This is a genomic window from Stutzerimonas azotifigens (assembly GCF_013522725.1).
GTDB classification, from domain to species: Bacteria; Pseudomonadota; Gammaproteobacteria; order Pseudomonadales; family Pseudomonadaceae; genus Stutzerimonas; species Stutzerimonas azotifigens_A.
In genome coordinates this window covers 35,008-58,144 of record NZ_JAAMRF010000012.1, presented here as the reverse complement: position 1 = coordinate 58,144, position 23,137 = coordinate 35,008, and the positions used below count along the sequence as shown (strand labels likewise).

21 protein-coding genes and 1 riboswitch are annotated in these 23,137 nt (G+C 65.1%); of the genes, 8 read left to right on the top strand and 13 right to left on the bottom strand.

The genetic code is table 11. The features are described from left to right. Window positions 1–7: 7 nt before the first annotated feature. Both G7026_RS20295 and G7026_RS20290 read right to left on the bottom strand, forming a co-directional pair. Window positions 8–1,198 (bottom strand): MFS transporter, encoded by a 1,191-nt coding sequence (locus G7026_RS20295; RefSeq protein WP_181072855.1) that lies wholly within the window; start codon window positions 1,196–1,198, stop codon window positions 8–10. A gap of 209 nt (window positions 1,199–1,407) precedes the next feature. Continuing rightward, window positions 1,408–1,890 (bottom strand): DUF4126 domain-containing protein, encoded by a 483-nt coding sequence (locus G7026_RS20290; RefSeq protein WP_181072853.1) that lies wholly within the window; start codon window positions 1,888–1,890, stop codon window positions 1,408–1,410. A 187-nt stretch (window positions 1,891–2,077) separates the two neighbouring features. On the opposite strand from G7026_RS20290, the gene G7026_RS20285 reads away from it, so the two are divergent. The 3 genes from G7026_RS20285 to G7026_RS20275 all read left to right on the top strand — a co-directional run bounded on the left by G7026_RS20285 (window position 2,078) and on the right by G7026_RS20275 (window position 5,380). Next, entirely contained in the window at window positions 2,078–3,631 is a 1,554-nt protein-coding gene (locus tag G7026_RS20285) for a phospholipase effector Tle1 domain-containing protein (protein ID WP_181072851.1), read from the top strand. Then, window positions 3,631–4,293 (top strand): DUF2931 family protein, encoded by a 663-nt coding sequence (locus tag G7026_RS20280; RefSeq protein WP_181072849.1) that lies wholly within the window; start codon window positions 3,631–3,633, stop codon window positions 4,291–4,293. Before G7026_RS20285 ends, G7026_RS20280 begins: the two co-directional genes overlap by 1 nt. Window positions 4,294–4,630: 337 nt before the next feature. After that, on the top strand, window positions 4,631–5,380 hold the full coding sequence (locus tag G7026_RS20275; protein WP_181072848.1) for a tetratricopeptide repeat protein: 750 nt from the start codon (window positions 4,631–4,633) through the stop codon (window positions 5,378–5,380). Window positions 5,381–5,454: 74 nt separating this feature from the next. Here G7026_RS20275 and G7026_RS20270 read toward each other — a convergent pair whose 3' ends face one another. Beyond that, the gene (locus G7026_RS20270; protein WP_181072846.1) at window positions 5,455–5,655 is read right to left on the bottom strand and encodes a DUF2934 domain-containing protein; all 201 of its coding nucleotides are present in this window, start codon (window positions 5,653–5,655) and stop codon (window positions 5,455–5,457) included. 170 nt (window positions 5,656–5,825) lie between these two features. Next, window positions 5,826–7,103 carry a hypothetical protein gene (locus G7026_RS20265; protein ID WP_181072844.1) on the bottom strand — a complete coding sequence of 426 codons (1,278 nt, stop codon included), beginning with the start codon at window positions 7,101–7,103 and terminating at the stop codon, window positions 5,826–5,828. Window positions 7,104–7,465: 362 nt separating this feature from the next. On the opposite strand from G7026_RS20265, the gene G7026_RS20260 reads away from it, so the two are divergent. Beyond that, on the top strand, window positions 7,466–8,104 hold the full coding sequence (locus G7026_RS20260) for an MEDS domain-containing protein (protein WP_181072842.1): 639 nt from the start codon (window positions 7,466–7,468) through the stop codon (window positions 8,102–8,104). A gap of 94 nt (window positions 8,105–8,198) precedes the next feature. Then, window positions 8,199–9,776: a hybrid sensor histidine kinase/response regulator gene (locus G7026_RS20255; RefSeq protein WP_181072840.1), complete on the top strand. Its 1,578-nt coding sequence runs from the start codon at window positions 8,199–8,201 to the stop codon at window positions 9,774–9,776. On the opposite strand, the gene treS is transcribed toward G7026_RS20255, so the two are convergent. The 5 genes from treS to G7026_RS20230 form a co-directional block, all read right to left on the bottom strand. Next, entirely contained in the window at window positions 9,777–11,846 is a 2,070-nt protein-coding gene (gene treS / locus G7026_RS20250) for a maltose alpha-D-glucosyltransferase (protein WP_181072838.1), read from the bottom strand. A gap of 107 nt (window positions 11,847–11,953) precedes the next feature. Next, window positions 11,954–12,985, bottom strand: a complete 1,032-nt coding sequence (locus G7026_RS20245; protein WP_258190380.1) for a FecCD family ABC transporter permease — start codon at window positions 12,983–12,985, stop codon at window positions 11,954–11,956. Continuing rightward, window positions 12,982–13,947: an ABC transporter substrate-binding protein gene (locus G7026_RS20240; protein ID WP_181072836.1), complete on the bottom strand. Its 966-nt coding sequence runs from the start codon at window positions 13,945–13,947 to the stop codon at window positions 12,982–12,984. The genes G7026_RS20245 and G7026_RS20240 overlap by 4 nt, the downstream gene beginning before the upstream one ends. Window positions 13,948–13,949: 2 nt before the next feature. Next, window positions 13,950–14,729: an ABC transporter ATP-binding protein gene (locus tag G7026_RS20235; RefSeq protein WP_181072834.1), complete on the bottom strand. Its 780-nt coding sequence runs from the start codon at window positions 14,727–14,729 to the stop codon at window positions 13,950–13,952. A gap of 45 nt (window positions 14,730–14,774) precedes the next feature. Then, window positions 14,775–16,925 carry a TonB-dependent receptor gene (locus G7026_RS20230; protein ID WP_181072832.1) on the bottom strand — a complete coding sequence of 717 codons (2,151 nt, stop codon included), beginning with the start codon at window positions 16,923–16,925 and terminating at the stop codon, window positions 14,775–14,777. Between the two features lie 106 nt (window positions 16,926–17,031). Then, a riboswitch (cobalamin riboswitch) is annotated at window positions 17,032–17,235 on the bottom strand. Window positions 17,236–17,528: 293 nt separating this feature from the next. On the opposite strand from G7026_RS20230, the gene G7026_RS20225 reads away from it, so the two are divergent. Next, a complete protein-coding gene (locus G7026_RS20225) occupies window positions 17,529–17,840 on the top strand; it encodes a DUF883 family protein (RefSeq protein ID WP_181072830.1) in 312 nt (103 codons plus the stop codon). A 15-nt stretch (window positions 17,841–17,855) separates the two neighbouring features. Next, complete coding sequence (locus G7026_RS20220; RefSeq protein ID WP_181072828.1) at window positions 17,856–18,473, top strand: NAD(P)-dependent oxidoreductase; 618 nt, start codon at window positions 17,856–17,858, stop codon at window positions 18,471–18,473. Window positions 18,474–18,482: 9 nt separating this feature from the next. On the opposite strand, the gene aroE is transcribed toward G7026_RS20220, so the two are convergent. Both aroE and hemF read right to left on the bottom strand, forming a co-directional pair. Then, window positions 18,483–19,304: a shikimate dehydrogenase gene (aroE, locus tag G7026_RS20215; protein ID WP_181072826.1), complete on the bottom strand. Its 822-nt coding sequence runs from the start codon at window positions 19,302–19,304 to the stop codon at window positions 18,483–18,485. Continuing rightward, complete coding sequence (gene hemF, locus G7026_RS20210; RefSeq protein ID WP_181072824.1) at window positions 19,304–20,224, bottom strand: oxygen-dependent coproporphyrinogen oxidase; 921 nt, start codon at window positions 20,222–20,224, stop codon at window positions 19,304–19,306. The genes aroE and hemF overlap by 1 nt, the downstream gene beginning before the upstream one ends. 171 nt (window positions 20,225–20,395) lie before the next feature. Between hemF and G7026_RS20205 the strand changes: the two genes are divergently transcribed. After that, window positions 20,396–21,373 (top strand): NADPH:quinone reductase, encoded by a 978-nt coding sequence (locus G7026_RS20205; RefSeq protein ID WP_181072822.1) that lies wholly within the window; start codon window positions 20,396–20,398, stop codon window positions 21,371–21,373. A 20-nt stretch (window positions 21,374–21,393) separates the two neighbouring features. On the opposite strand, the gene G7026_RS20200 is transcribed toward G7026_RS20205, so the two are convergent. Then, window positions 21,394–21,951: an L-threonylcarbamoyladenylate synthase gene (locus G7026_RS20200; protein WP_181072821.1), complete on the bottom strand. Its 558-nt coding sequence runs from the start codon at window positions 21,949–21,951 to the stop codon at window positions 21,394–21,396. Window positions 21,952–22,004: 53 nt separating this feature from the next. Continuing rightward, window positions 22,005–23,114, bottom strand: a complete 1,110-nt coding sequence (dprA, locus tag G7026_RS20195; RefSeq protein ID WP_181072819.1) for a DNA-processing protein DprA — start codon at window positions 23,112–23,114, stop codon at window positions 22,005–22,007. Window positions 23,115–23,137: the final 23 nt, after the last annotated feature.

The following is a 23,137-nucleotide window of genomic DNA, read 5'->3' as shown; positions in this document are numbered from 1 at the left end:
GAATCCTTCAGGCCTGCGCCGTGCGAGCGGTTGCCGGCGCGCGGACCAGCCAGGGGAACAGCAGCGCCGTCAGCACCAGCCCGGCCGCACCCACCCAGAACGGCATCGCCGTGCCGTAGTGGCTCACCAGTAATCCGGCGCCATAGGCGGCGCCCATGTTGCCCAGGCACTGGAAGATGTTCACCTTGCTGAAGTCCACCGCGTAGTTCTCCGGCGTGCTCAGCTCGAAGAGCAGCGCGTCCAGGCGTACCGTCACCTGATACAGCGCCCAGCCGAACAGCACCCGGCCGAGCAGGATCAGCCACTGGTTCTCGAAGCCCTGCAGGAAGGTCGCGGCGGCGCCCAGCAGCAGTCCCGCGAGAATGCCGTCGCGGGTGGAGCCCTTGTTGGCGGCACGCCGGCTCCACCACAACGCGAGCACGGCGATGGCACCGGGCAGCGAGTAGACGAACCCGGCCATCAGCTCGCTGTTCCAGCGTGCCACTTCCTGCCAATACACGGCAAAGAACGGCCGGGTGATGTAGCCCACGCAATAGAACAGCAGCATCACGACGCACAGCTTGTAGATGGCCACCAGGCTGCGGCCCCGACCCCCGGCGTCCTCAGGCGCAGGGGCTTCGGCGGCCTGCTCGCTCGGCGAGCCGGCGTCGGGCAGACCGCGGCGCAGCAGGTGCATGCAGATCGCCATCTGGATGAAGTCGCCAGCGGCCATGATCAGGAAAACATCGCCGATATTCATCACCTGCAGGATCAGCCCACCCACCGCCGCGCCCAGGATGGCGCCGAAGTGCACCACGACCGAGAGCGTGCCGATGGTCTGGGTATGACTTTCCTGCTGCTGAAGGCTCATCACGTAGGGGTACATCAGCAGATAGCTGCCCTTGAACACGATCATCACCAGCGAGACCACCCAGAACAGCGGCAGCGAGTCGATGAAGGTGCAGGCGGCGGTCAGGCTGCCGGCGATGAACTGGGCGCTGACCAGGATGCGCACCGGATGCACGCGCTTGCCCAGCCGGGCCCAGAAGGGAAAAGCGGTCATCACGGTCAGGCTGATCGCCGCCAGATACAGTCCCACATGGGAGGCGGGCGGATTGCCGAAACGCTCCGCGAAATACTGCGGATAGAACGGGATGATCAGGTTATCGGTAACGACCGCGAGCGCGGTCATGGCGATGAGGCAGAAGCGCAGGTTCATGAGATGCGGCGGATCGATTCAAGGGGCGGCCATGATGCACGCCCATCCACGAGAAAGCGATGCGTCACAGGCCCTGCGGCCGACCGAAGGGGTTGCCAGACTCCATGCTCGCGGCCGAGCCGAACGGAGCGATGCGACGTATCGAAGCCGGTGGGCAAGCAAAGCGTTGTCCACCCTACGGCAGCCGGCTCCACGAGCATCAAACGGCTCTAGAGGGCGCGCCGCAGCCCGGCCTTGCCGAGGGAGATGGCCAGGCAATCCTCGGTGAACCCCAAGGCGGCATTGACCAGGTCATTGGTGCGGTAGCGCTTGCGCAGGTCGATCGCGACCTTGGCCGCCACGCAGGCAGCCGTCGCCCCGATCAGCGCCGGCACCAGCACCGGTTGCCGCCGAATCGCCGCCAACGCTGCCGCGCTGACCCCACCGGACAGGGCGCGTGCCAGCATCGAGGGCGCGATGGTGCGGTCAGGGGCGAAGGGCATCTTGTCGCCCAGCAGCTCAGCGGCTGCCAGCGGCATCAGAAACTGGCGCGTACGTTGCGACGCCAGCGTGCGCGCCGGCTCGTCCGCCTCGCCGATGTCCGGCCGCTCGGCCAGCGCCCGGCTCACCATGGCCGGCGCCAGCATGCTGCGCATGCCCGTCACCACGCCTATCGCCAGAGCGCCCCATAAAAGATTGCTGGCTGTCGTCATCGCTGCGTCTCCCGGTGGTTGTTTAATTTCCGACCAGGAGCGGGTGGGTGCGTTCAGAACACAGCCTCACCTTGGCTGCGTGACCCATGGGTCCGCTTCATTGCTCGAAATGCGCCTGAATAGGCAGAGCTGCCGTTGAGATACGGCTATCGTGCAGCGTTGCTCTTACCAAGGACAGGTATCAGGAATGAGTGGTTACGTCGCCAATATTCCCCAGGCCAAACGGGAAGCCGAGCTTGAACGGGTCACGCCCACAGATCTTCACGCGCAGCGATGGGCGGAATACGAGAAGTACAGCAAGGAGCCTGCCCCGCCGGCGGAGAAGATAAAGATCGCCTTGCGGATCGGGCTGTTTTTTGACGGCACCGGCAACAACGCCAGCAACAGCGCATTCGGAGTGCTCTGCGGCGCGCACCATCCGGTGCGACAGGAAGACCTCGACGCCAGTTGCAGGCCGTATATGGGTGATCCGGATAGCAGCTATGGCAACGATGTGACTAATGTCAGAAAGCTGAGTGACCTCTATCTGGATACTCCAGCGCTACAGGGAGAGGGCCAGTACAGCCGTACCTCACGAGTGCTATATGTAGAGGGAATCGGCACGAAATCAGGTGATAAAGACAGCCTAATCGGTTCCGGTACTGGCCGGGGCGTTACAGGTGTCGAGGGGCGGGTACAACAGGCTTTTGGTTTGATCAATGCGCTCATCAAGGATGTCCTTAAAGGAAATCCAGACGCTGAAATCAGTTCATTAACGTTCGATGCTTTCGGTTTTAGCCGAGGCGCCGCGGCAGCCCGGCACTTCGCCAACGAAGTCGTCCGCGGCCGGCAAGGAGCATTGGGCTCGGCCCTTCGGGACAATGCCCGGGCCTTCAGCTCGACCTTTGTCGACCAGTACCAGCGCGACATCAACATGGGCTTCATCGGCCTGTTCGATACCGTCGCGTCGGTGGCCGGCCTGACCAACCTGGGCAATGTCCGCAGCGCCATCACGCCGGGCGTCAAGCTGCACTTGGCCCCCAAGTATTTCAGCAATGTCGTACATCTGGTGGCTCGTGACGAACTGCGCGCGAACTTTGCCCTGAGCACCGTGAAACCTGACCATCAGGAAATCGTCCTGCCCGGCGCACACTCCGATATCGGAGGGGGCTATCGGGTCGATGCCGAAGAACGAGTGCTGGTCAGCCCCATGCAGGCGCTGACCGTACGGCAGGGCGTTGATGTAAAGACGACCTCGATCTACCGCGATGCCGTCCAGGCCAGGGCCAAAATGATCTCGGAAGGATGGCCGGCGTCCGTGCTGGAAATCGTCACGCCGCCCCCGACGTTGCTTCCCGCCGACCCTCAGGACCGCCTGACTCCCAGGCAACAACGGGTGTACGCCGGCTTGCAGCTCAAGCGCAGGGTGAGGGCGGAGCTATCGCGGGTCTATATGCGGGTAATGTACGAGTTGGCCAAACAGAAAGGCGTACCTTTCGAAGCAATCGACGAGAATGATCCCAGCCATTTCATTCCAGCAGAGCTCCGATCACTTCATGACCGCTTTGTGGCGGGTGATTACAGCACGACCGCTGCAGACGAAGCGCTGCTCAAAGAGCGGTACATTCATGTGTCTGCGCACTGGAATCACCCGCTTGGAAAGGCAATGCCCAGCGGGTTACAGATGGTCTATATCAATGCCCCCAACGCCAATGGCGTGCGCGTACAACATCCCCATGTACCTGAATGGACAATATTGTGATGAAGCCATTGATTGTCCTGCTGGGCATTCTGCTGTTGAACGGCTGCCAGGCGACCGGCCCGCTGTCCGAGAAACATTACGCGAAAGAGCCATGGTGGAGCCTTGAGTTTATGGCGCCGATCTATATGACCGGCTGGGTTGAGGCCAGCCAGGTGGAAGACGTCAAAGGCCGGCTTCTCGACCATGGCAGCGGTGGCGTCATTGGCACTGGCAGCGTGGATTACGGCAATGCCAGTGAGTTGGCTCGGGGTTGGCCGCGTGCGCTAGGAGGCCGTGTACGTGGTGTTGTCGGTGCAGACCTGCCCAAACGTGTTTACGTACGTTGGCAGTCCGTGGTGGAACCCCAAACCTATCGTGCCTGGGTGGACATACCCGAAGAGGCCCGGCAGATCATGCACTTTTCAACTCGCCGACCGTGTGCAGAAACCCCTGGCCAGGCCCCCCGCTACGCGGCATCGCTATACCTCGGCCTGGCACCCGGCGGCACGGTGCAGGTATGGGTGCGAGACGAGTGCAGTAACACGGTAAAAGTCGCTCGGGCGCAGGCCGAGATCGAGCCGCTAGGGCCGCATTTGGGTAAATCGGGCGGGCACTATTACCCGCAATCCGACTTTTCAAAACGCTATGTAGAAAAGTACGGCATCCCGTACGGCAGCTGGTAAATAGCCCCTTGGCCTTCTCCACTCACGCTCCGCGCAGACCGCCCGTCGACACTCGCCGAAACGCCCGGTGCCGATCATAAACCTGCCACCTGTGCTCCTAGTGTCGGCTTGCCCACCGCACCGAGGAATCGTAATGCGTATAAGCATTATTGGACGTGGCTGTTCGCAGCGCGTTGATGGCGCCGAGCTGGCGTCGGGTAAAGGCAGGCCAGGCCCGCGCGTTCGGCCAGGGTGCGCTATCTCGTCCAGGAAAGGTGGCGCGGCGGGTAGCACGTGCGCATGCGCCGTTTTCTCGGGCCTCGATTACATCGGTAACTATCGATGAGAAGGACTACTTATGAAGATCACCCTAGCCGGCTTGTCCCTCGTCATGCTCTGCGGTTTAGCCCACGCCCAGGTCACCGCCGAGCAAGCCGAGGCTGACTGCAACAACGTCAAAAACCTCGCGGCAGAGGGAGATCGACTGTATCGCGTCAAAGCCTATGCCGAGGCCAGAGAGCGCTACGAGGCCCAAGCCGCCTGGTCGGAAAGCTGTCAGCTCGACGCTGGCCGAATTGCCACGGCCTACAACAACGTCGCCCTGACGCACCTGCACGAAGGCAACTATCTCAAGGCCCGCGCCTGGCTTGGCATTGATGCGCAGGATGCCAAGTCGGTATTCAACCGTGGCAAGTACAAGACGCAAATCGAACAAGCCGAGTCGGACGCGAGCCGCAGCCTGGAGGGTGATTACTGGCTCTATGCGGGCAAGTCGCTGTGGAACGTGGTTTCCCTGCGCAAGGCGGGTGCGCAGTATCAGGCATGGTTTCAAGGCTACGCTCCGGGCCTGATGGCCATGTATTACGGGCCCAACATGGGCCAGTTGAGCGCCACCCTCGACTTCGTGGACGGCCGGGCCAGCTACTCAATGGCCGAGGCAAGCCCGGATTACGCCTGCACGTTCACCTTCACTACAGAGCGTGATGTGTTGACGGTCGACCAGGATGGCACCGACTGCGGGTTCGGCCACAACGTCCGGGCCGGCGGGACCTATCGAAAGGTGGAGTTCGACCCCGCCGCGCTGCCGCCCGCTGATGAAGGCTTATGAGGCGATACTTTCAAGGTCTCGCGGCAGGCATCTGGGAATGCGAGCCTGCCGGTCAACTCGCCGGTAACCAGGCGCTACTCGTCGTCCTCCCGCCTCGGCATAGGGATCGCGACACTGCTTTCCACGCTGCCGGCCGTAGCGTCGCCTTCCTTGTAGAAGGGTTCGATTTCATCGCGCGCCTGTAGCCAGTAATCGACGTCACGGCCTTCGGGGCGGCCGTTTTCTTCCCAGAGCTGGTAAGCCCGTTCGCGTATGCGTTGTTCCACGTCATTCATGTCCGTCACCTCGCGTTGCTTGTAACGGGACGTCAGCGCCCGCTGCGCTTGGCTTGCCAGGCAAATGGCGACCCAGGTAGTCAGCAGAGGCGTGCAGCGAGAGGATGGTTCCTGGCCGTGCCGGGCAGCCGACGAATCGCCTGCGGACACCGTCACGCTTGGGGCTTGCGTCAGCGCCCGCCAGTGACGAGCGGCAGGCAGCGCAGATGCCTGCGGTCTTTCAGGGGGCCGTCGTAGCAGAGCCAGCGGGGCTTGTCTTCGAGCACCCTGGCCGGATGCATGGCGTAGGGGTTGCCGCCCTCGACGGCGGCAACGGCCTGTGCCTCGGTGAAGCCCGGGGCGAGGGTATTGAGGCGGTTATAAAGGTGGATGCGCGCATCGAGGTCATGCAGGCGCCCCAGGTAGCGGTTCATGTCGACGCTGGAGACATCGAGCAGCACGTTGCCGACAGGATTGCGCCAATCCCGGCTGACGGCCGGTTGCGGTTGGCGGAGCCACTCGACGAATGTCGCCGCGTCCTGCTGCGAGGCGTCGGCCACGCTGCGGTAGCTTGGCAGCGTGGCGTTGATGCTCATGTTCGGTTTGAACAGTACACGCATAAACAACCGGCCCTGCTCGCGGATGATCTGGGGGTCGTCGCGCATGGCCGCGTAGCCGTTGGCGACCATCACGAACTCGCTGCGCATGGCGATCTGCAGGGAGCGCTCGGCAACCGATAGAGGCTCCAGCTCGACCGGCGCAGCGATTAGATTTCGCTGGCGCAGCACGCTCAGGGTGCCGACATCGGCTGCCATCAGGTGAGAGATGACGAGTTTCTGGATCAGGGTATCGGCCTCGGCCAGATGCAGCCGCCAACGGGCAAAATCCGCTTCGAGCAGCGCCCTGGCCTGGTCGGCATGCCCCTCGAGGATCAGCCGATAGGCCTGCAGGGCGAGCAGTCGATTGCCCGCGATCAAAGCCGAATAGCTAGGCAGTGGCGACGACGCGGTGAGTGCCGAGCGGCTGAGCAGATGCTCGAAGCCGATAACCCGGCGATAGCGCTCTAGCACCTGAGCACCATCCTCCAGCAGCGCGTCGACGTCCCGCTTGCCTGCCAGAACCTGCTCGAGGCAATACAGCCATTCGCCGCCGCAGCTTTGCTCGACAAGGGATCGTGGCAGGGGCTCGACCACCGCCGGCCGAAACGACGAATCGACCACCGAACGGCTATCGAGCCATCGCCGGTATTCGGCCTGGCGCGCCCGCCCGGCGGCCAGCGGCTCCTGCGCGGCGTCCAGCCCGAGCAGATAGAGATAACCCTCGCTGCTCCCACCCTGCTGGTTGACGGCCTCCATCCATGCCACGGCCTGCTCGTCGAGCGGGTCGTCCTGCATCCAGATCGCGGCTGCGCCCGCCAACAGCGCGACGGAGACAGAAACGATCAGGAGGGTACGCAGCTTGGGAATCATGAGGTCGTCCGGGCCCGAAAGAGCGCCGCATGATAGAGGATCGAGCCTGGGTATGCGGCGAACGGAGGCAGATACGCCGATACAAGGTGCGGCCTCGGGGCGATCTATGCTGGCCGACCGTCCGGGGCCGAACGACAGCGGTGGCTAGGTCCGACGTGTTGTGGCAATGTCCGCGCCGCATACGCGAGCGGCACGAAAGCCAGCCCATTCGGTTGTGCACAACCGGCCACGCAGGTATAGGCCGGACCGTTTATCGCAAACGACCCGAGGTTTACGAACAACCGACGGCGTCATCGCTAAAATGGCGACTGGCCACTTCTCTCCGAGTGGCCATCTCCCGCGTTTTGAACGAGGACCGAATCATGAACGAGCTTTCGCTGGCAGGCACACCGATCGAACATTTTCACGTTTGCGCATTTTTCGACAGCCGCGAGCAGGAATACGAAGTCCTGCTTCCTTTCTTCAAGGAAGCGATCGACCAGGGAGAGAAAACCATCCACATCCTCAATCCGGCGCTCCTGGACGAGCACCGTCAGCGATTGATCGATGCGGGCATCGACGCCCATGGCTGCGAAGCTTGCGGTCAGCTCGAGCTGCAACCCTGGCGGGGTGCCTACCTGGACGACGAGGGTGAGTTCGACAAGGACCGGATGCTCGAAAACCTGAGTTCGATCTGCAAGGCGGCCACCGAGGACGGATTTCCGCGCGTGCGCATCATGGGAAACATGGACTGGCTGTTCGTCGAGAAGAATGGCGCCCGCGATCTTCTGGCCTACGAGGCAGAGGTCAACGAAGTGCTGTCGCAGAATCGCCACCCGGCCATTTGCGTCTACGACACGTCCAAACTCAGCGGCTCGATGATGATGGACCTGCTGCGGACCCATCCTCTTACGCTGATCAACGGCATCGTGCAGGAGAATCCTTTCTATACGCCCGCCTCGGAGATGCTCGAAGAGCTGCGCAGCCGAGAAGCCAAACGTCACGCCACACATGCCGAATGACCCCTCATCCGGGCCAGGGCAGGTCAAACCTGAAACGGAAGCTGCGCCAGGCCGTCTGGGCAGCTCCGTAGACGACCACAGCATCCGCGATCTGATGGGACTGCTGGCCCTGCCTGCCATGTGGGCCGGGCGTGACGGAAAGACCATCCTACAAATCACCATCGAGGCAGCCGAGCGCATCGTGCCCATCCGCTTCGCCATGGCCGGCATCGATCTGCTCCCAGACACCCCAAGGTACTGCCTGCTGCGCCTGGATGGGCGCAACGTCGAAGAGCCCGAGCGCATAGCCTGGGAGGCTGCGGCCGCTCAATGGGAACAGACTCGATTGCCGGACGGGCGTATCCATGAATTGGCGACGCCGCTCCAGCCGATGCGCGTGGTGCGGCTGAGCATGGGTTACGGCAACTTCGGGGGCAATATCTGGTTCGGCTCGGACCGGGAGGATTTCCCGACCACGTCCCAACTCGCGTTTCTGCGCGCGGCTGCGTCGCTCGCCACCACGGGCGTGCAGACCGCACGTGCGGATTTCGAACGGGAGCAGGCCAGCCGCGCGAAGGATGAGTTCCTCGCCATGCTCGGTCACGAATTGCGTAATCCGCTGGCGCCCATCATCACCGTCCTGGATCTGGTCAAGCTGCGCAGCAAGGGCCAGCCGCTGCCGCGTGAGCACGAAATCATCGAGCGCCAGGCCAAGCATCTGTCTCGCCTGCTCGACGACCTGCTCGACGTCACCCGTATCATCCGAGGCAAGGTCGAGCTCAAGCGTGAACCCCTGGACCTGACCAACCTGCTCGAACGCGCCATCGAGGCGGCCAGCGCACTGTTCCACGAACGCGGCCATACCCTGACCACACGCCTACCCGAGCAGGCGGTCTGGGTGTTCGGCGACCCGACCCGGCTGATGCAGGTGTTCGCGAACCTGCTGTCGAACGCGGCAAAATACACCGACCGCGGCGGCTGTATCGAGGTCACCCTGGAAACGTCGGGGCAACAGGTCACGATTTCCGTGCGCGACAACGGCTCGGGCATCAGCCCAGTCCTCTTTCCCAAGCTGTTCAAGATCTTCGAGCAGGGCAGCGCCACCATCGATCGCGCCAAGGGCGGACTCGGCATCGGGCTGGCGCTGGTGAAATCCTTTGTCGAACTGCACGAGGGCTCGGTCACGGCCAGCAGTGCGGGCATCGGCTGCGGTTCGACCTTCAGGGTCTCGCTGCCGCTGCTGAACCAGCCAGCGATCATCACCCACGCCAGCGACGCTGTACCCGGACTGCGGCACGCCGCGGTTCGCGTGCTGGTGGTGGACGACAACATCGATGCGCTGGAAAGCCTGCGCGACTATCTTGCCCATCAGGGCCACGACGTGAGGACGGCGAGTGAGCCGCTGCAGGCGCTGCAGCTGGCCGAGCAGTTCCACCCGGATGTCGCTGTGCTCGATATCGGCTTGCCCGGCATGGACGGCTACGCGCTGGCCAAAGCCCTGCGCGCCTCGTTCCCCCCGGAACGGCTGCGCCTGGTGGCGCTGACCGGTTACGGGCAGACCAAGGATTTCGAGCGTTCCAAGCAGGCAGGCTTCGAGACCCACCTGGTCAAGCCAGTCGCGCTGGAAGCACTCGACGCCGCGGTCAATGCACCTGCCGCGCCGAACGGCGACCCGAACAACCGGCACAGGTAATCAGAGCACCGATGACGCGGCGCTCACCACCCGCAGCGCAAGGCCCTCGTACGGGTCGAGGTTGAGCGTCATCTCGCAGGTCTCGGTGAGGTCTCCCTCGACCCGCTCATGGATGATGTCCACCACCGGCCCCGGCGCAACCCCGGGCAGACAGAGGGTTTCGCTGATCGGCTCGGCACTGAAGTTGAGCGCGGTGATCTGCACGCCCTTCCCTGCCGGCAGCTCGTGGACCATCACCAGCAGCCCGGGCGCCTCCACGTCCGGCACCATGATCTGCTTGCTCGCGGCAATGTCGTAGGCGCGGCGCACACTGAGGATGCGCTTGAGCTGGCAGGCGAAGGAGCCGGTGTTCTGCAACTGTTCGGGCAGGCTGCCGTACAGCGCGCGGGCCCGCGGCAGGCCTTCGGCGGAGGTTTCGGCCTCCGGTGCGAGGTCGGCCAGGTCGTAGGCACCGCGGTGGATCCAGCGGGTGTCGCCGTCGCCCATCAGATGCTCGACCTGCTCCGGCTCCAGCGGCAGCGCGCCGACCAGGTCCCAGCCGGACAGCGCAAAGACGCCCGGCTGCATGGCGTTGAACATCACCAGCAGGATATGCAGCCGCTGGATCTGCTCGATCTCGGCCGGGCCGATGCGGCTCAGGTCGCGGATGCCGAGGGCGGCGGTGATGACGCTGACCGTGGTGCAGGCCACGCCGTTGGTGACGAACTTGAGGTTGTAGGGCGCATGTTCGCCGGTCAGGCGCTCGTACATCTCTTCACGGATGTGCTCGCGCAGGACCCCGCCGGGCAGCGTCTGGCCCTTGTAGTGGTAATGGTCGTAGGCGTGCAGCGTCCAGAAGTGCACCAGCTCCAGGGTCAGCTCGTCGTGGTTCTGCATCGCATGGATCAGCGAGGCCGGGTCGATGCCGAAGCTGTTCATTTCCTTGAGCATCAGCCGCAGGAATTCGGTGGTGCCGGTGAGCAGCGCGTGGTGATAGGCCGGGCGGGTGATGAAGTCGTACGACAGGTCCGCCCCGCCGTGGGACATGGCGGCGATGTCGTCGACGGTGAGGTTCAGTTCCTGGAAGCTGAAGCCGCCAGCCTTGCGGATGGCCCCTGCGATCAGCTGATTGCCGGTGACAGACAGCGGGTGGCCCTCCGACCAGGCGGTGCCCTCGGCACGCCGCTCGACGCCGAGAAAGCCATTGGCGTCGAGCCGCAGTACCCGCGCCCCGGAGACATCGATGGCATGCAGCGCATCGCCGATGATCAGTTGCTGGGCGGCGAACGTCGGGTCCAGCCAGTTCAGCGAGGGCTGGCCCTCCTTGAAGTAGTGCAGATAGACCCAGCGCCGCACCTTGCCGTCGACGCCTGTGATCTCGCCGGTGGCGCTCCAGTCGGTGTCCTTGATGCCCGGCTCGAAGAAGATCACCCGTTGCAGCTGGCCGACGATGTAGTGCTTGTCCTTGAGCTGGTCGACCACCACTGGCGAAAGGTTGACCGCATCGCGTCCGGCCGGCACTTCGGGCAGCAATGGCCAGTCTTCCTCGCGGATCTCGACCATGTGGTAGAGGCCCGGGTAATCGCCATGGGCCATTTCGGCCAGGCGGAAATCAGCGCCCTTGCCGGTATGGGCCGGAACGATATCGTCGATGACGATGGCGTTGTGCGCCGCGGCCATGCGGCTCAACTGCAACATCTGCTCTTCGGTGCCGAGGTTGGGGTCGATCTCGAAGCTGATGCGGTCGAAGTTGCCGTCGATGGTCGGCGTGTAATCGCGTCCACGCAGCCCGCCGGAGCGCTTCATCGGCCCGTTGTGGATGCCCTGCACGCCCAGCTCCGACAGCGCGCTCCACAAGCGGTCGTCACCGAGGGCTTCGAGCACGGTGCCGCCCTCGGGGGTGACGATGGCCGCCGGGTAGGCGGTGAACCAGACCGAGGCGATGGCACTGGCGTCGCGCGGCCGGGCCTGGGCGTAAGGGCGCTGCCACAGGCGGGACTGGCCGGCATAGAGACGTGCCCGCTCGCGGGCGGCGTGCAGCATGGACTGGCTGACCAGCCAGTCGACATAGGTGTTGTCAGGCGTGCTCATTCGACGGTCGCTTCCCGGTGCGTCTGAAGACGGTGTAGTCGTTTGAGTGGGACGGGTCGCCATCGTTGCATCGACGGAGCATCGATCGCGGACACCCCGCGGCGCCTTCAGCGACCGTCCCGGCGCCAGAGCAGGTAGATGAAGTAGAGCCCGCCCAGCAGACCGGTGCCGATGCCGATCGGCAAGTCTTCGGGCGCCAGCGCGGTACGCGCGAAGGCATCGACCCAGACGACGAACAGCGCGCCCATCAGCGCGGCCACCGGGATCAGCCGGCGATGATCGGCTCCCACCAGGCGCCTGGCCATGTGGGGAATCATCAGCCCGACGAAGCCGATGGCGCCGGTCAGCGAAACGAGCACGGCGGTCAGCGCCGAGGTGGAGACGAAGATGAACAGGCGCAGCCGCGCAGGACTGACACCTAGGCTCACGGCGGTCTGCTCGCCGGCCATCAGCGCATTGAGCGGCCGCGCCCAGGCCACCAGCGCCATCCCGGCGGCGACGACCGAAACCGCCGGCAGCCAGACCAGCTCCCAGCGGGCCGACCCCAGCCCACCCAGCATCCAGAAGATCACCGAGCTCGCCGCACGGTGGTCGCCGGTGAATAGCAGCAGGCTGGTCAAGGCCGACAACACGAATGACACGGCCACGCCGGACAGCACCAGCCGCTCGCCATCGAAACGACCACCGCGGCGCGCCACCAGCAACACCATGAAGGTGCTGCCCAGGGCGCCGAGAAAGGCAGCCAGCGGCAGGCTCGCCGCGCCGATGAACTCGCCGAGGTAGAGAATCACGATCACCGCCCCGAGGGCAGCGCCGGAGCTGACGCCGAGCAGGTGCGGATCAGCCAGCGGATTGCGCGTGGCCGCCTGCAAAGCCGAGCCGATCAGCGCCAGCCCGGCGCCGACGAACATGCCCAGCAGCACCCGCGGCGCGCGGATCAGCCAGACGATATGTTCCTGGCCCGCGCTCCAGTTACCGGCAGGCGCCAGCCCGGCCTTGTAGGCCAGGATGCCGAGCAGGCGGTCCGGACTCATCTGGGCGGCGCCCAGGCCGAGCGACAACAGGCTCGACAGCCCCAAAGTCGCCAACAGCAGCGCGATGAGCGCCGAGTAGCGAAGCGAGGTATCCGCCTGCCTCAATGGGCCTGCCCTTGCTTCTGTGGATTCAGGGCATCGGACAGGACCTCGATGGCATCGGCGTTGCGTACCGAGGGCGTGACCGCGATGTAGGGCAGCACGACGAACCGCTGGTGCCGGATCGCCTCGACATCGGCCAGCGCCGGCTGACGCAGCAGCAGATCGCGCTTCTGCTGCCAGGACAGGGGGCCGTAGTCGACGATCACGATCACTTCCGGGTTGCGCTCGACGACGCTTTCCCAGCCGACCTGGGTCCAGCTGGCCGCGACGTCTTCCATGATGTTGCTACCGCCGGCGGCCTCGATCAGTGCCTGGGGCATGCCCAGACTGCCCGAGGTCGTCGGCCGATCCTCGCCGCTGTCGTAGAGGAACACCCGGGGCCTCCTGGCCTGGCCATCGATCCGCGCCTGGACGGCCGAAACCCGCTCGCGCATCTGCGTCACCAGCGCCTCGGCCCGTGACTCGACCGAAAAGATCCGGCCGAGGGCCTGGATGTCTCGATACAGGTCTTCCAGGCTCGCACGGTCCCGCCGGCCGATCCTCGAGCAGGATTCGCTCAGTTCGTAGACCGGGATGCCCAGCGGGGCCAGGGTGGTCGGCGTGACTGGCCCTCCGGCGCGCATGCCGTAGCTCCAGCCGGCAAAGAAGAAATCCGCACCGGCATCGAGCAGCGTTTCCAGCGAGGGATAGCGGCTGGCCAGCTCCGGCAGCCCCTGCAGGGCCTCGCTCAGCTCCGGGTCGAGGGTCTTCCAGCCACTGATGCCGGTATAGCCGCCCATGCGCTCGGTCAGCCCGAGCGCCACCAGCATGCCGGTCATGTTGATGTCATGGCTGACGGCCCGTGTCGGCGCACGCTCGAAGACCACTTCGCGGTCGCAGCTGCGTACGGTCAGCGGATAGCTGGAGGCGGAAGCCGGCAACGAGAGCGCGCCAGCGAGGCAGAGCAGGACATGGCGAAGGTTCACGGTCAGGTAATCCAGGTCAGGCGTGGGTGGTGGGCATAGGGATGGCGGTCGACGATGACGTTCAAACCGTACAACTGCTTGACCCGTTCGGCGGTGAGCACCGCTTCGGGGGTCCCCTGCGCCACGATGCGGCCATCCTGGATGGCGTAGAGCCTGTCGCAGAAGGCCGCAGCCAGGTTGAGGTCGTGAAAGCTGGCCAGGGTGCTCAACCGCAGGCCGCGCAGCAGCCTCAGCAGTTCGATCTGAAAGCGCGGGTCCAGATGATTGGTCGGTTCGTCGAGAATCAACAGGGTCGGCTCCTGAGCCAGCGCCCGGGCAACCAGAGCCCGCTGCTTCTCGCCGCCCGACAGCTGCTCGAACACCCGCCGGCGAAGCGGCCCCATTCCGACCGCCTGCAACGCCCGCTTCACCAGCGCCTCGTCGCCCGGCCCGTCGGTGTCGAAGAAGCGCTTGTGGGGGATACGCCCCATACGCACGACATCTTCCACGGTGAGTCCGAACTCTTGCGGAAACTCCTGCAGGACGACGGCGATACGTTGCGCCGTCCACCTTTCGGAGACGCGGCCCAGATCCTGCCCGTCGAGCCGTACCCCACCCCGCAGAGGCGTGTTGAAGCGGTAAGCGCAGCGCAGAACGCTGGTCTTGCCGCTGCCGTTGGGTCCGATAAGCCCGACGAACTCGCCGGGTCGTACCGACAGGTCGACGGCGTCGATCAGCCACGGGGCCTCGCGCTTGGCTTCGCGGGGTGACCAGCTGACGTCTCGCAGGTGCAACGATGACATGGCATTTGCTCCAGGCGGGCGGCAAGGCCGTCGCGCCGTGACGGGTCAGAAGCGGTAATCGGCGGTGACCAGGAACGACCTCGGCTGGCCCAGCAGCCATTGCTCGGCACTGCCGTAGTAGGTTCTCGCATAACGCCGGTCGAGCAGGTTGTAGGCCTCGAGCCCAATACGGATGTCGCGGGTGGCGGCCCATTCCAGGTTGGCGTCGAGCACCGTATAGCCGGGCAGCGAGCCGATGTTGGCGGTGTCCGCGTAGCGTTTGTCGACGTAACGCAGGCCGAGCCCGGCATCCAGATCCGCACCGATCCGCTTGCTGACCCAGAGATTGGCCGTCCTGCGCGGCACGCCGACCGGCGTGTTGCCGTCACGCGAGATCAGCGCGCCGCCGACGGCCTCGCTGAAATCGTCGTATTCGGCGCGCAGCAGCGAGGCATTGGCCGACAGATGCCAGCCTCGGGCCATCGCCAGCTCCAGCGATGCCTCCAGCCCTTCGGACGACTGCTGCCCAATCTGCTGGGTCGGCTCGTTGGCTGCGGTTTGGCTCAACAGTCTCTTCTTGGTGATCTGGAAAGCGGCAAGCGTCCACTGCCCGCGGCTTTGCCAGAAGCTCTGCTTGAGGCCGAACTCGGCTTGCCGGGCACGGGTGAGCGCCATCTGTTGCTGGCTGGGCGTCAGCGAGATGAGGTTGTTGATCCCGTCCTGGCTGGTGGCGTACTGCCCGTAGAGAGAAAGCTCGTCCGTCAGGGCGAACACCAGACCGGCGCGCCAGTTACCGCCGCTCAGGCTGCGGCCGCTCCGCGTGCCGGCGCGTTCGTCGTCACGGTCGATATGGTTCTGGTCGCGGCGAACTCCGCTGACCAGCGTCCAGCGCTCGGACAGCCGGGTCGCGTTCTCGGCGAACAGAGCGAAGGTACGCGTACGGCTGCGGTTGTTCGGGCCATAGGGCGATGCGCTCTGGAAATAGCCGTCGGCCGGATTCCAGGGATCGATGTAATCGCCACCGACATCGGTATAGGGCGCATTGTTGTCGGCGCCGAAGCGAATTCGGTTGTACTCGGTACCGACCACGGTCTTGCTGGAAAGGCCGAACAAGGAATGCTCCATGGTGAAGCTCTGCCGCGCGCCGAGTTGCTCCTGGTTGTGGCGGATCTCCAGATAGTCCCCGCGCAGCAGCTGCCCGCGACTGTCGTCCCAGCGGTAAGCCTCGGCGTTGCGCCAGTGACGCCGGCTCTTGATGAAATAGAGCTGGTTGCTGGCGCTGATGGCCTCGCTCAGGTTCCAGTCAGTGTCGAGGCGGGTCCACTCGTCGCGGTAGTGCTGCACGGCGTCGCGGATGTTGTAGTTGTTCTCCTCCAGGCTGCTGAGCAGGTGTCCGCCAATCAGCGGCGTACCGAAGTAGCGGGCCGGCTCGCTGTCGCCGCGCTCGTGGGCCAGGGTGACATTCAGGTCGTCGCTGGGTTGCCAGCGCAGCGCAGCGCTCAAGGCATGGCTCTGCGAGTCGCCGCGGTCGACCCAGCCATTGCTGGCCTGACGGTTGAGGGTCAGGCGATAGCTGAGGGTCTCGGACAGCGAGCCGCCGCTGTCCAGGGCCTGCTGCTGGTGATCGTCCGAGCCGTAACCGACACGGATCCGGTTGAGGATCTCACCCTCGAACGGCTTCTTCGGCACGATGCTCACCGCCGCGCCCGTAGCCCCTTCGCCGTACAGCACCGAAGCCGGCCCGCGAATCACCTCGATGCGCTCCACCATCCAGGGGTCGACCGGAAAAGTCTGGGTACCGGCGCCGGTGTACAGCCGGTTACCGTCGAACAGGGTCATGACCGATGTATGCCCTGTGAAACCGCGCGCCGAAAGCGCCGTGTTGCCATTGCCCGGGTTGGCGATGGAGGTGATACCTGGAATTCGGGTGACGGCGTCCTGCACCGACAGGTTGTTGCGCTGGGAGATGGCGTGCTCGTCGAGCGTGCTGGTACTGGCCGGGATCTGCCTTGCCGGCAGGTCGAGGCGTGAGCCGGTGCGGGCCGGGGCGCTCGGCGACTCCCCCCGGTGACCCTCATGGATGACGGCCATCGGTGGTAGCGTCAGGGTCGAAGGATCGTCGTCGTCTTCGGCTATAGCCCCAGGGGGCAGCACCGTCAGAGCAAAGCCGCCGACCAGCGCCAGCCGTTTTGTTGCAGAAGAGGAAATGCGGGACATGTCATTCCACTTGAAAGAAGAAGAACCAAGGCCCGGAGGGAAACACGCATGAGGAGTCGCGGACGGCAAGCGTCCGAAAACCGGCCTGCGCCCGCCCACCGCGGGTTGCCAATCGAACCTTCAGGCCGGTCTCCGGGCTTGCGAGGGTCATGAAGCCATTCACCTTCCCATGCCGAGGCACAGTGGTCCTTCGAATGCTTCGCTCGCTTACCGTTGCGGGGGCAGCGCCGGACTGATCATTTGAGATGACGCACCGGCTTCCCGTTTAACCCCATGCCGTGCATGGGACACCTGAAGTGATGTGCATCAAAACAGAGCGTCAGGACAACGGCAAGCACGGCGAGCCGCTGCCTTGCCGTCGGCTCGGGTTGCGGCCCGTCCGTTCACCGCGCCTGCCTGACGCCCACTACAGCAACCTCAGCGTATCGGCCTAGTTTCGTATCTATACGTTATAACATAACATTATAGATCAACTACAAGCTTCGAATGCATCGCCGCGGCGGGCCGGCCCGTTGACTCCCGTCCGCCGGTGCGTCGCGCATCGCACGTCTGTCCAAACCCACGGTCCAACGCTGACATTTACAGCAAAGGGGAGGACTGATCATGTCCCTGTTCGCACGCAAGTCGACCACCCGTGAAGACATCGAGCACGAGATCCACAGCTTGATGAGCGCCCTGGACGAGCTCAAGCACAGCGCCAATCGCGACTCACGCCACCGCCTCGCCTCGCTGCGCTCGCGCGCTGAATCTCTGTGGAACGATGTCCACCTCGACGAGCATTACGCCGACCTCTCTCGCAAGACTCGCGAAGCCAGCCGCATGGCCAAGGACTGCGCCCGCGAACATCCCCTTTCCACCCTGGCCCTGGCCGCCGGCGCCTGCGCGCTGATCGGTTATCTGGTCACTCGCCGCTGAGCGAATCCCCTCGCCATGAGGAACGCCGAAACGCCGAGGCTCAAGTTCGCCCTATACGGGGCGCACTCGAGTCTCGGCAGTGCGTTGATCTGTGAATTGCTGAGCCGCCAGCATGAGGCGGTGGCGCTGATGGATGACCTCAATTCGCTGGCTGCGCGGCCCGGGCTGCGCACCAAGCTGGCCGATCTCCAGGATCCGGAAAGCGTCAGCGAAAGCGTGGCGGGATTCGATGCCGTCATCTGCCTGCACAACAGCCCTCGCCTGCCCCATTCACCCGACCACACCGCCCCCCAGGGGCCGCAAGGTTTCTATCAGGCGGTCGATGCCTTGTTGGTGGGTTTGCCACGGGTGCAGGTGCATCGGCTGATCCTGATCGCAGACTTCGATACCCTGGCCAGCGCGCCGGAGGTCGAGGCAGCCCTCCAGCGACTGGCGGTGCATCCGCTGGGCTGGACGCTGGTCAACGCGCCGCCCGCCGGTCACGGCCTGTCGATCGACGACCTGAGCGTGGTGCCGAAGGACAGGCCGGACGATCCGCGCTACCAGCTGCGACGCATCGCGGCGGGTATCGTCGACGAGCTGGAAATGCCGCAGCACATCCATGAACGGATCAACTTTGTCCTTGAGCCCTGAGCACTCGCCTCAGGCAACGCTGAGCTGACGCCGCAGCGCTTCCAGCACGGGCGCGGTGTCCGGCCGAACGCCGCGCCAGAGCTCGAAGGCTTCGGCCGCTTGGCCGACCAGCATGCCCAGCCCGTCGCGGGTCTGCGCGCCGAGTGCCGCGGCCCACTGGCAGAACGGAGTGGGCGTGGCGGCGTACATCATGTCGTAGCAGAGGGTGTGGCCGGGCACGATCAGGCCCGGCGCGAGCGGCGGCAGCTCCCCGCCGAGACTCGCCGAGGTGCCGTTGATGATCAGGTCCACCGGCTCCTCGAGCCAGTCGAAGCCTGCGGCTGCCACCGGCCCAAAATCGGCGAAAGCGCGGGTCAACGCCTCGGCCTTTTCCAGCGTACGGTTGGCGATCACCAGCGCTGCTGGCGCCTGTGCCAGCAGCGGTTCGAGCACGCCGCGCACGGCGCCGCCTGCCCCCAGCAGCAGGATGGTCTTGCCCCGCAAGGTGACGCCGGCGTTGTCGAGCAGGTCATGCAGCAGACCGGCGCCATCGGTGTTGTCGCCATAGAGACTGCCATCGTCGCGCTTGAGCAGGGTATTCACCGCGCCGGCAAGCTGTGCCCGTTCGCTGAGTTCGTCGACCAAGACGAAGGCTTGCTCCTTGAACGGGACCGTGACGTTGGCGCCTCGGCCCTCGGCGAAGAACCCGCGGGCGAAGCCTGGAAAGTCATCCAGCGGCGCCAGCAGCGCCTCGTAGCTCAGCGCCTGACCGGTCTGCTCGGCGAACAACCGGTGGATCTGCGGCGACTTGCTGTGCCCAATGGGATTGCCGAAAACGCCATAGCGATCCATCAAATCCCCGCCTCGCCCAGCCAGTCGCGATCCTGCAGGAAATACTCGGTCAACCGGGCCTCCTCGCTGCCGGGCTCGGGGTGCTTGTCGTAGCCCCAGCTCACCAGCGGCGGCAGCGACATGAGGATCGACTCGGTGCGCCCGCCCGATTGCAGACCGAACAGCGTGCCGCGGTCGTAGACCAGGTTGTACTCGACGTAGCGGCCGCGGCGCAGCATCTGGAATTGCCGCTCGCGCTCGCCGAACGGCGTCGCCTTGCGGCGTTGAACGATGGGCAGATAAGCCTCGATGTAGGCATCGCCCACAGCGCGCATGAAGGCGAAGCTGGTGTCGAAGTCCCACTCGTTCAGATCGTCGAAGAACAGGCCACCCACGCCACGCGGCTCGTTGCGATGCTTGAGGTGGAAGTAGCGATCGCACCATTCCTTGTAGCGGGGATAGACGTCCGCGCCGAACGGCGCACAGGCGTCACGCGCTACCCGGTGCCAGTGCCGGCAGTCCTCCTCGTTGCCGTAGTAGGGCGTCAGGTCGAAGCCGCCGCCGAACCACCAGACCGGCTCCTCGCCCTCTTTCTCGGCGATGAAGAACCGCACGTTGGCGTGGGAGGTCGGCACGTGCGGGTTCTCGGGATGGATCACCAGCGACACGCCGAGGGCCTGGAATCCACGGCCGGCAAGCTCCGGTCGATGCGCGCTGGCCGAGGGCGGCAGCCCGGCGCCGAACACGTGGGAGAAATTGACGCCGCCTTTCTCGATCAGCGCACCGTTCTCCAGCACGCGGGTGCGTCCGCCACCGCCAGCCGGGCGCTCCCAGGCATCCTCGACGAAACGAGCGCCGCCGTCCTCGGCTTGCAGGGCATCACAGATTCGGTCCTGCAGGTCCAGCAGGTAGGTTTTGACGGCTTCGGTTTGCGTGTTCAAGAGTTCACCCCAGCAGCGACCGACGCGGCATCGGTCTGGACGACGGCCGGCCTTTGCGGCCCGCATGATGCGTTCAACCTGGCGGTTGGCCGGCAAGCATAGCATCGGACCGATTGACGAACAGCCGCTCGGGGAGGTTGGATAGGGACTTTTCCGTCCCGAGGAACCGACATGTCCAAGCGCATCCAATTCAGCCAGCACGGTGGCCCCGAGGTACTCGACATGGTAGACGTGGCCACGCCCACGCCCTCTTCCGGCGAGGTGGTGGTGCGTAACCATGCGATCGGCCTCAACTTCATCGACACCTACTTCCGCAGCGGTCTCTATGCGCCGCCGAGCCTGCCGTCGAGCCTGGGCACCGAAGGAGCCGGGGTGGTCGAAGCGGTGGGCGATGGGGTCACCACGTTCAAGCCGGGCGACCGGGTGGCCTACGCCACCGGGCCGCTGGGCGCCTATGGCGAGCATCATCTGTTGCCGGCCCGTCACCTGGTCAAGCTGCCGGAAACGATAAGCTTCGAGCAGGCCGCCGCGGTGATGCTCAAGGGGTTGACCGTGCAATACCTGCTGCGTCAGACCCACCAGGTCCAGGCAGGCGAAACCATCCTGTTCCATGCCGCGGCCGGCGGGGTCGGTTCGATCGCCTGCCAGTGGGCCAACGCGCTGGGCGGGAAACTGATCGGCGTGGTCGGCTCGGCGGAAAAGGCCGAGCGCGCCAAGTCGCTCGGTGCCTGGGCGACCATCGACTATAGCCAGGAAGATGTCGTCAGCCGCGTCATGGAACTCACGGACGGCAAAAAATGCCCAGTGGTCTACGACTCGGTCGGCAAGAGCACCTGGGAAACCTCGCTTGATTGCGTCGCACCGCGCGGGCTGCTGGTGAGCTTCGGCAACGCGTCAGGGGCCGTCACCGGCGTCAACCTTGGCGTACTGGCGCAGAAGGGCTCGCTGTTCCTCACCCGCCCGACACTGGCCGGCTACGCCGATTCGGCCGAGCGCCTGCAGGCCATGGCCGACGAGCTGTTCGAGATGATCGGCAGTGGAAAGATCAAGGTGGAAATCGGCCAACGCCATGCCTTGGCGGACGCGGCCAAGGCGCAGGAGGCGCTCTCGGCGCGGCAGACGGTCGGTTCGACCATCCTGCTGCCCTGACGCCAAGCCCGCCCGCCGGCTCAGGACGGGCGGATCACCTCACCGCTGCGCAGGTCGCGGATCGTGCTCGGATGGCGGCGTCCGCCAAGCGGGCCGTTGAGCACGGCGTCGAGTTCACGCGGAAAGTACTGCTCGACACGAAGGCGACTGCGCGCCGCCGGGCGCCCGGCCGGATTGGCCGAGGTGGAAACCAGCGGGCCGGTCAGCGCACAGAGTTCACCGATCAGTGGGTGATCGGTGACCCGCAGGGCAACGGTGTCGTGCTGCCCGGTGATCCACTGCGGCAGCCGGTTCTGGTGCGGCACCAGCCAGGTGTTGGGGCCCGGCCAGGTACTGGAGAGCTTGTCCAGCCATGCGTCCGGCAGGTCGTCGAGGAGAAAGTCGAACTGGTGGTGATTGTCGGCGATGAGGATCAATCCCTTGTCTACTGGCCGCTCCTTGAGCGCCAGCAGCCGGTGCACCGCATCGCTGTCCCAGGGGTCGCACCCCAGCCCCCAGACCGCCTCGGTCGGATAGGCGATCACCCCGCCGGCCCATACTACCCGCGCCGCCTGTTTCACTCGCCAGCTATTGATCATCTCCGTTCCCCTTAACCCAAGGCTGCCGGCAGTGTAACCAAGGCCTGGGGCGATCAGTAGTGGCCGGACTGTCCGAGCACCGTCCAGCGGCCGTTCTCGCAGGCGATGAGGCCCTGCACTTCCAGTTCTGTCAGCTCGCCAAGGACCTGGCCCAGCGGCTGATCCAACGCCAGCGCAAGCGCTTCGCTGCTGAGCGGTGCGGCGCGCAGCTCGGTGATGAAGGGATGAACCGGTGCGGACTCGGACGAAACCGGAATGTTCTCCGCCGTCACTTGCTGCCAGCCGCGCAACGCCTGCAACACGTCTTCGACACACTCGACCAGCGCCGCGCCCTGCCGGATCAACTGGTGGCAACCACGCGCGCCGGGATGATGGATCGACCCGGGGATCGCATACACCTCGCGGCCCTGCTCTGCCGCCAAACGAGCGGTGATCAGCGACCCGCTCGACGGACTCGCCTCCACCACCAGTACGCCCAGGGACAAACCGCTGATGATCCGATTGCGTCGGGGAAAGTTGCTCGCATGCGGCGCGCAATCCAGCGGCAATTCCGAGACCAGTGCACCGCCACCGGCGACGATATCCGCGGCGAGCGTTTTGTGGCGGTGCGGATAGAGCCTGCACAGACCGGTACCGAGCACCGCGACCGTCCGCCCGCCGGCATCGAGTGCGCCCTGATGGGCCGCGCCATCGATGCCCAGCGCCAGCCCACTGGTGATCACGAAACCGGCGCCGGCGAGGCTGCGAGCGAACGCCCGAGCGTTGTCGAGACCGCCAAGGGAGGCCCGACGGCTACCGACCATGGCCAGTTGCGGCAACTCGAGCAGTGCGGAATCGCCCTCGACGAACAGCAGTGGCGGCGCATCGGACAGCTCGGCCAGTAGCGCCGGGTAATCCGGATCGTCCCACATCAGCAGGCGATGATGGCTCGCCTCCAGCCAGCCCAGGGCTTCGGCCGCCCGCTCACGCACCTGTGGGCTGCGCCGTGCCTCGGCGCAGACGCTCGGCAAACCCAGCGCGCGCCAGGCACTGGCGGGCACGCTCATCGCAGAAGACGCATCGGGGAAGGCACTGATCAGCTTGCGCAGGCGCTGGGGACCCAGCTCGGGGATCAGATGAAGGCGCAGCCGGGCTTCGAGCTCGGCAGGGGAAATGGCAGGCATGGGACATCCTTGTTCGAAACACC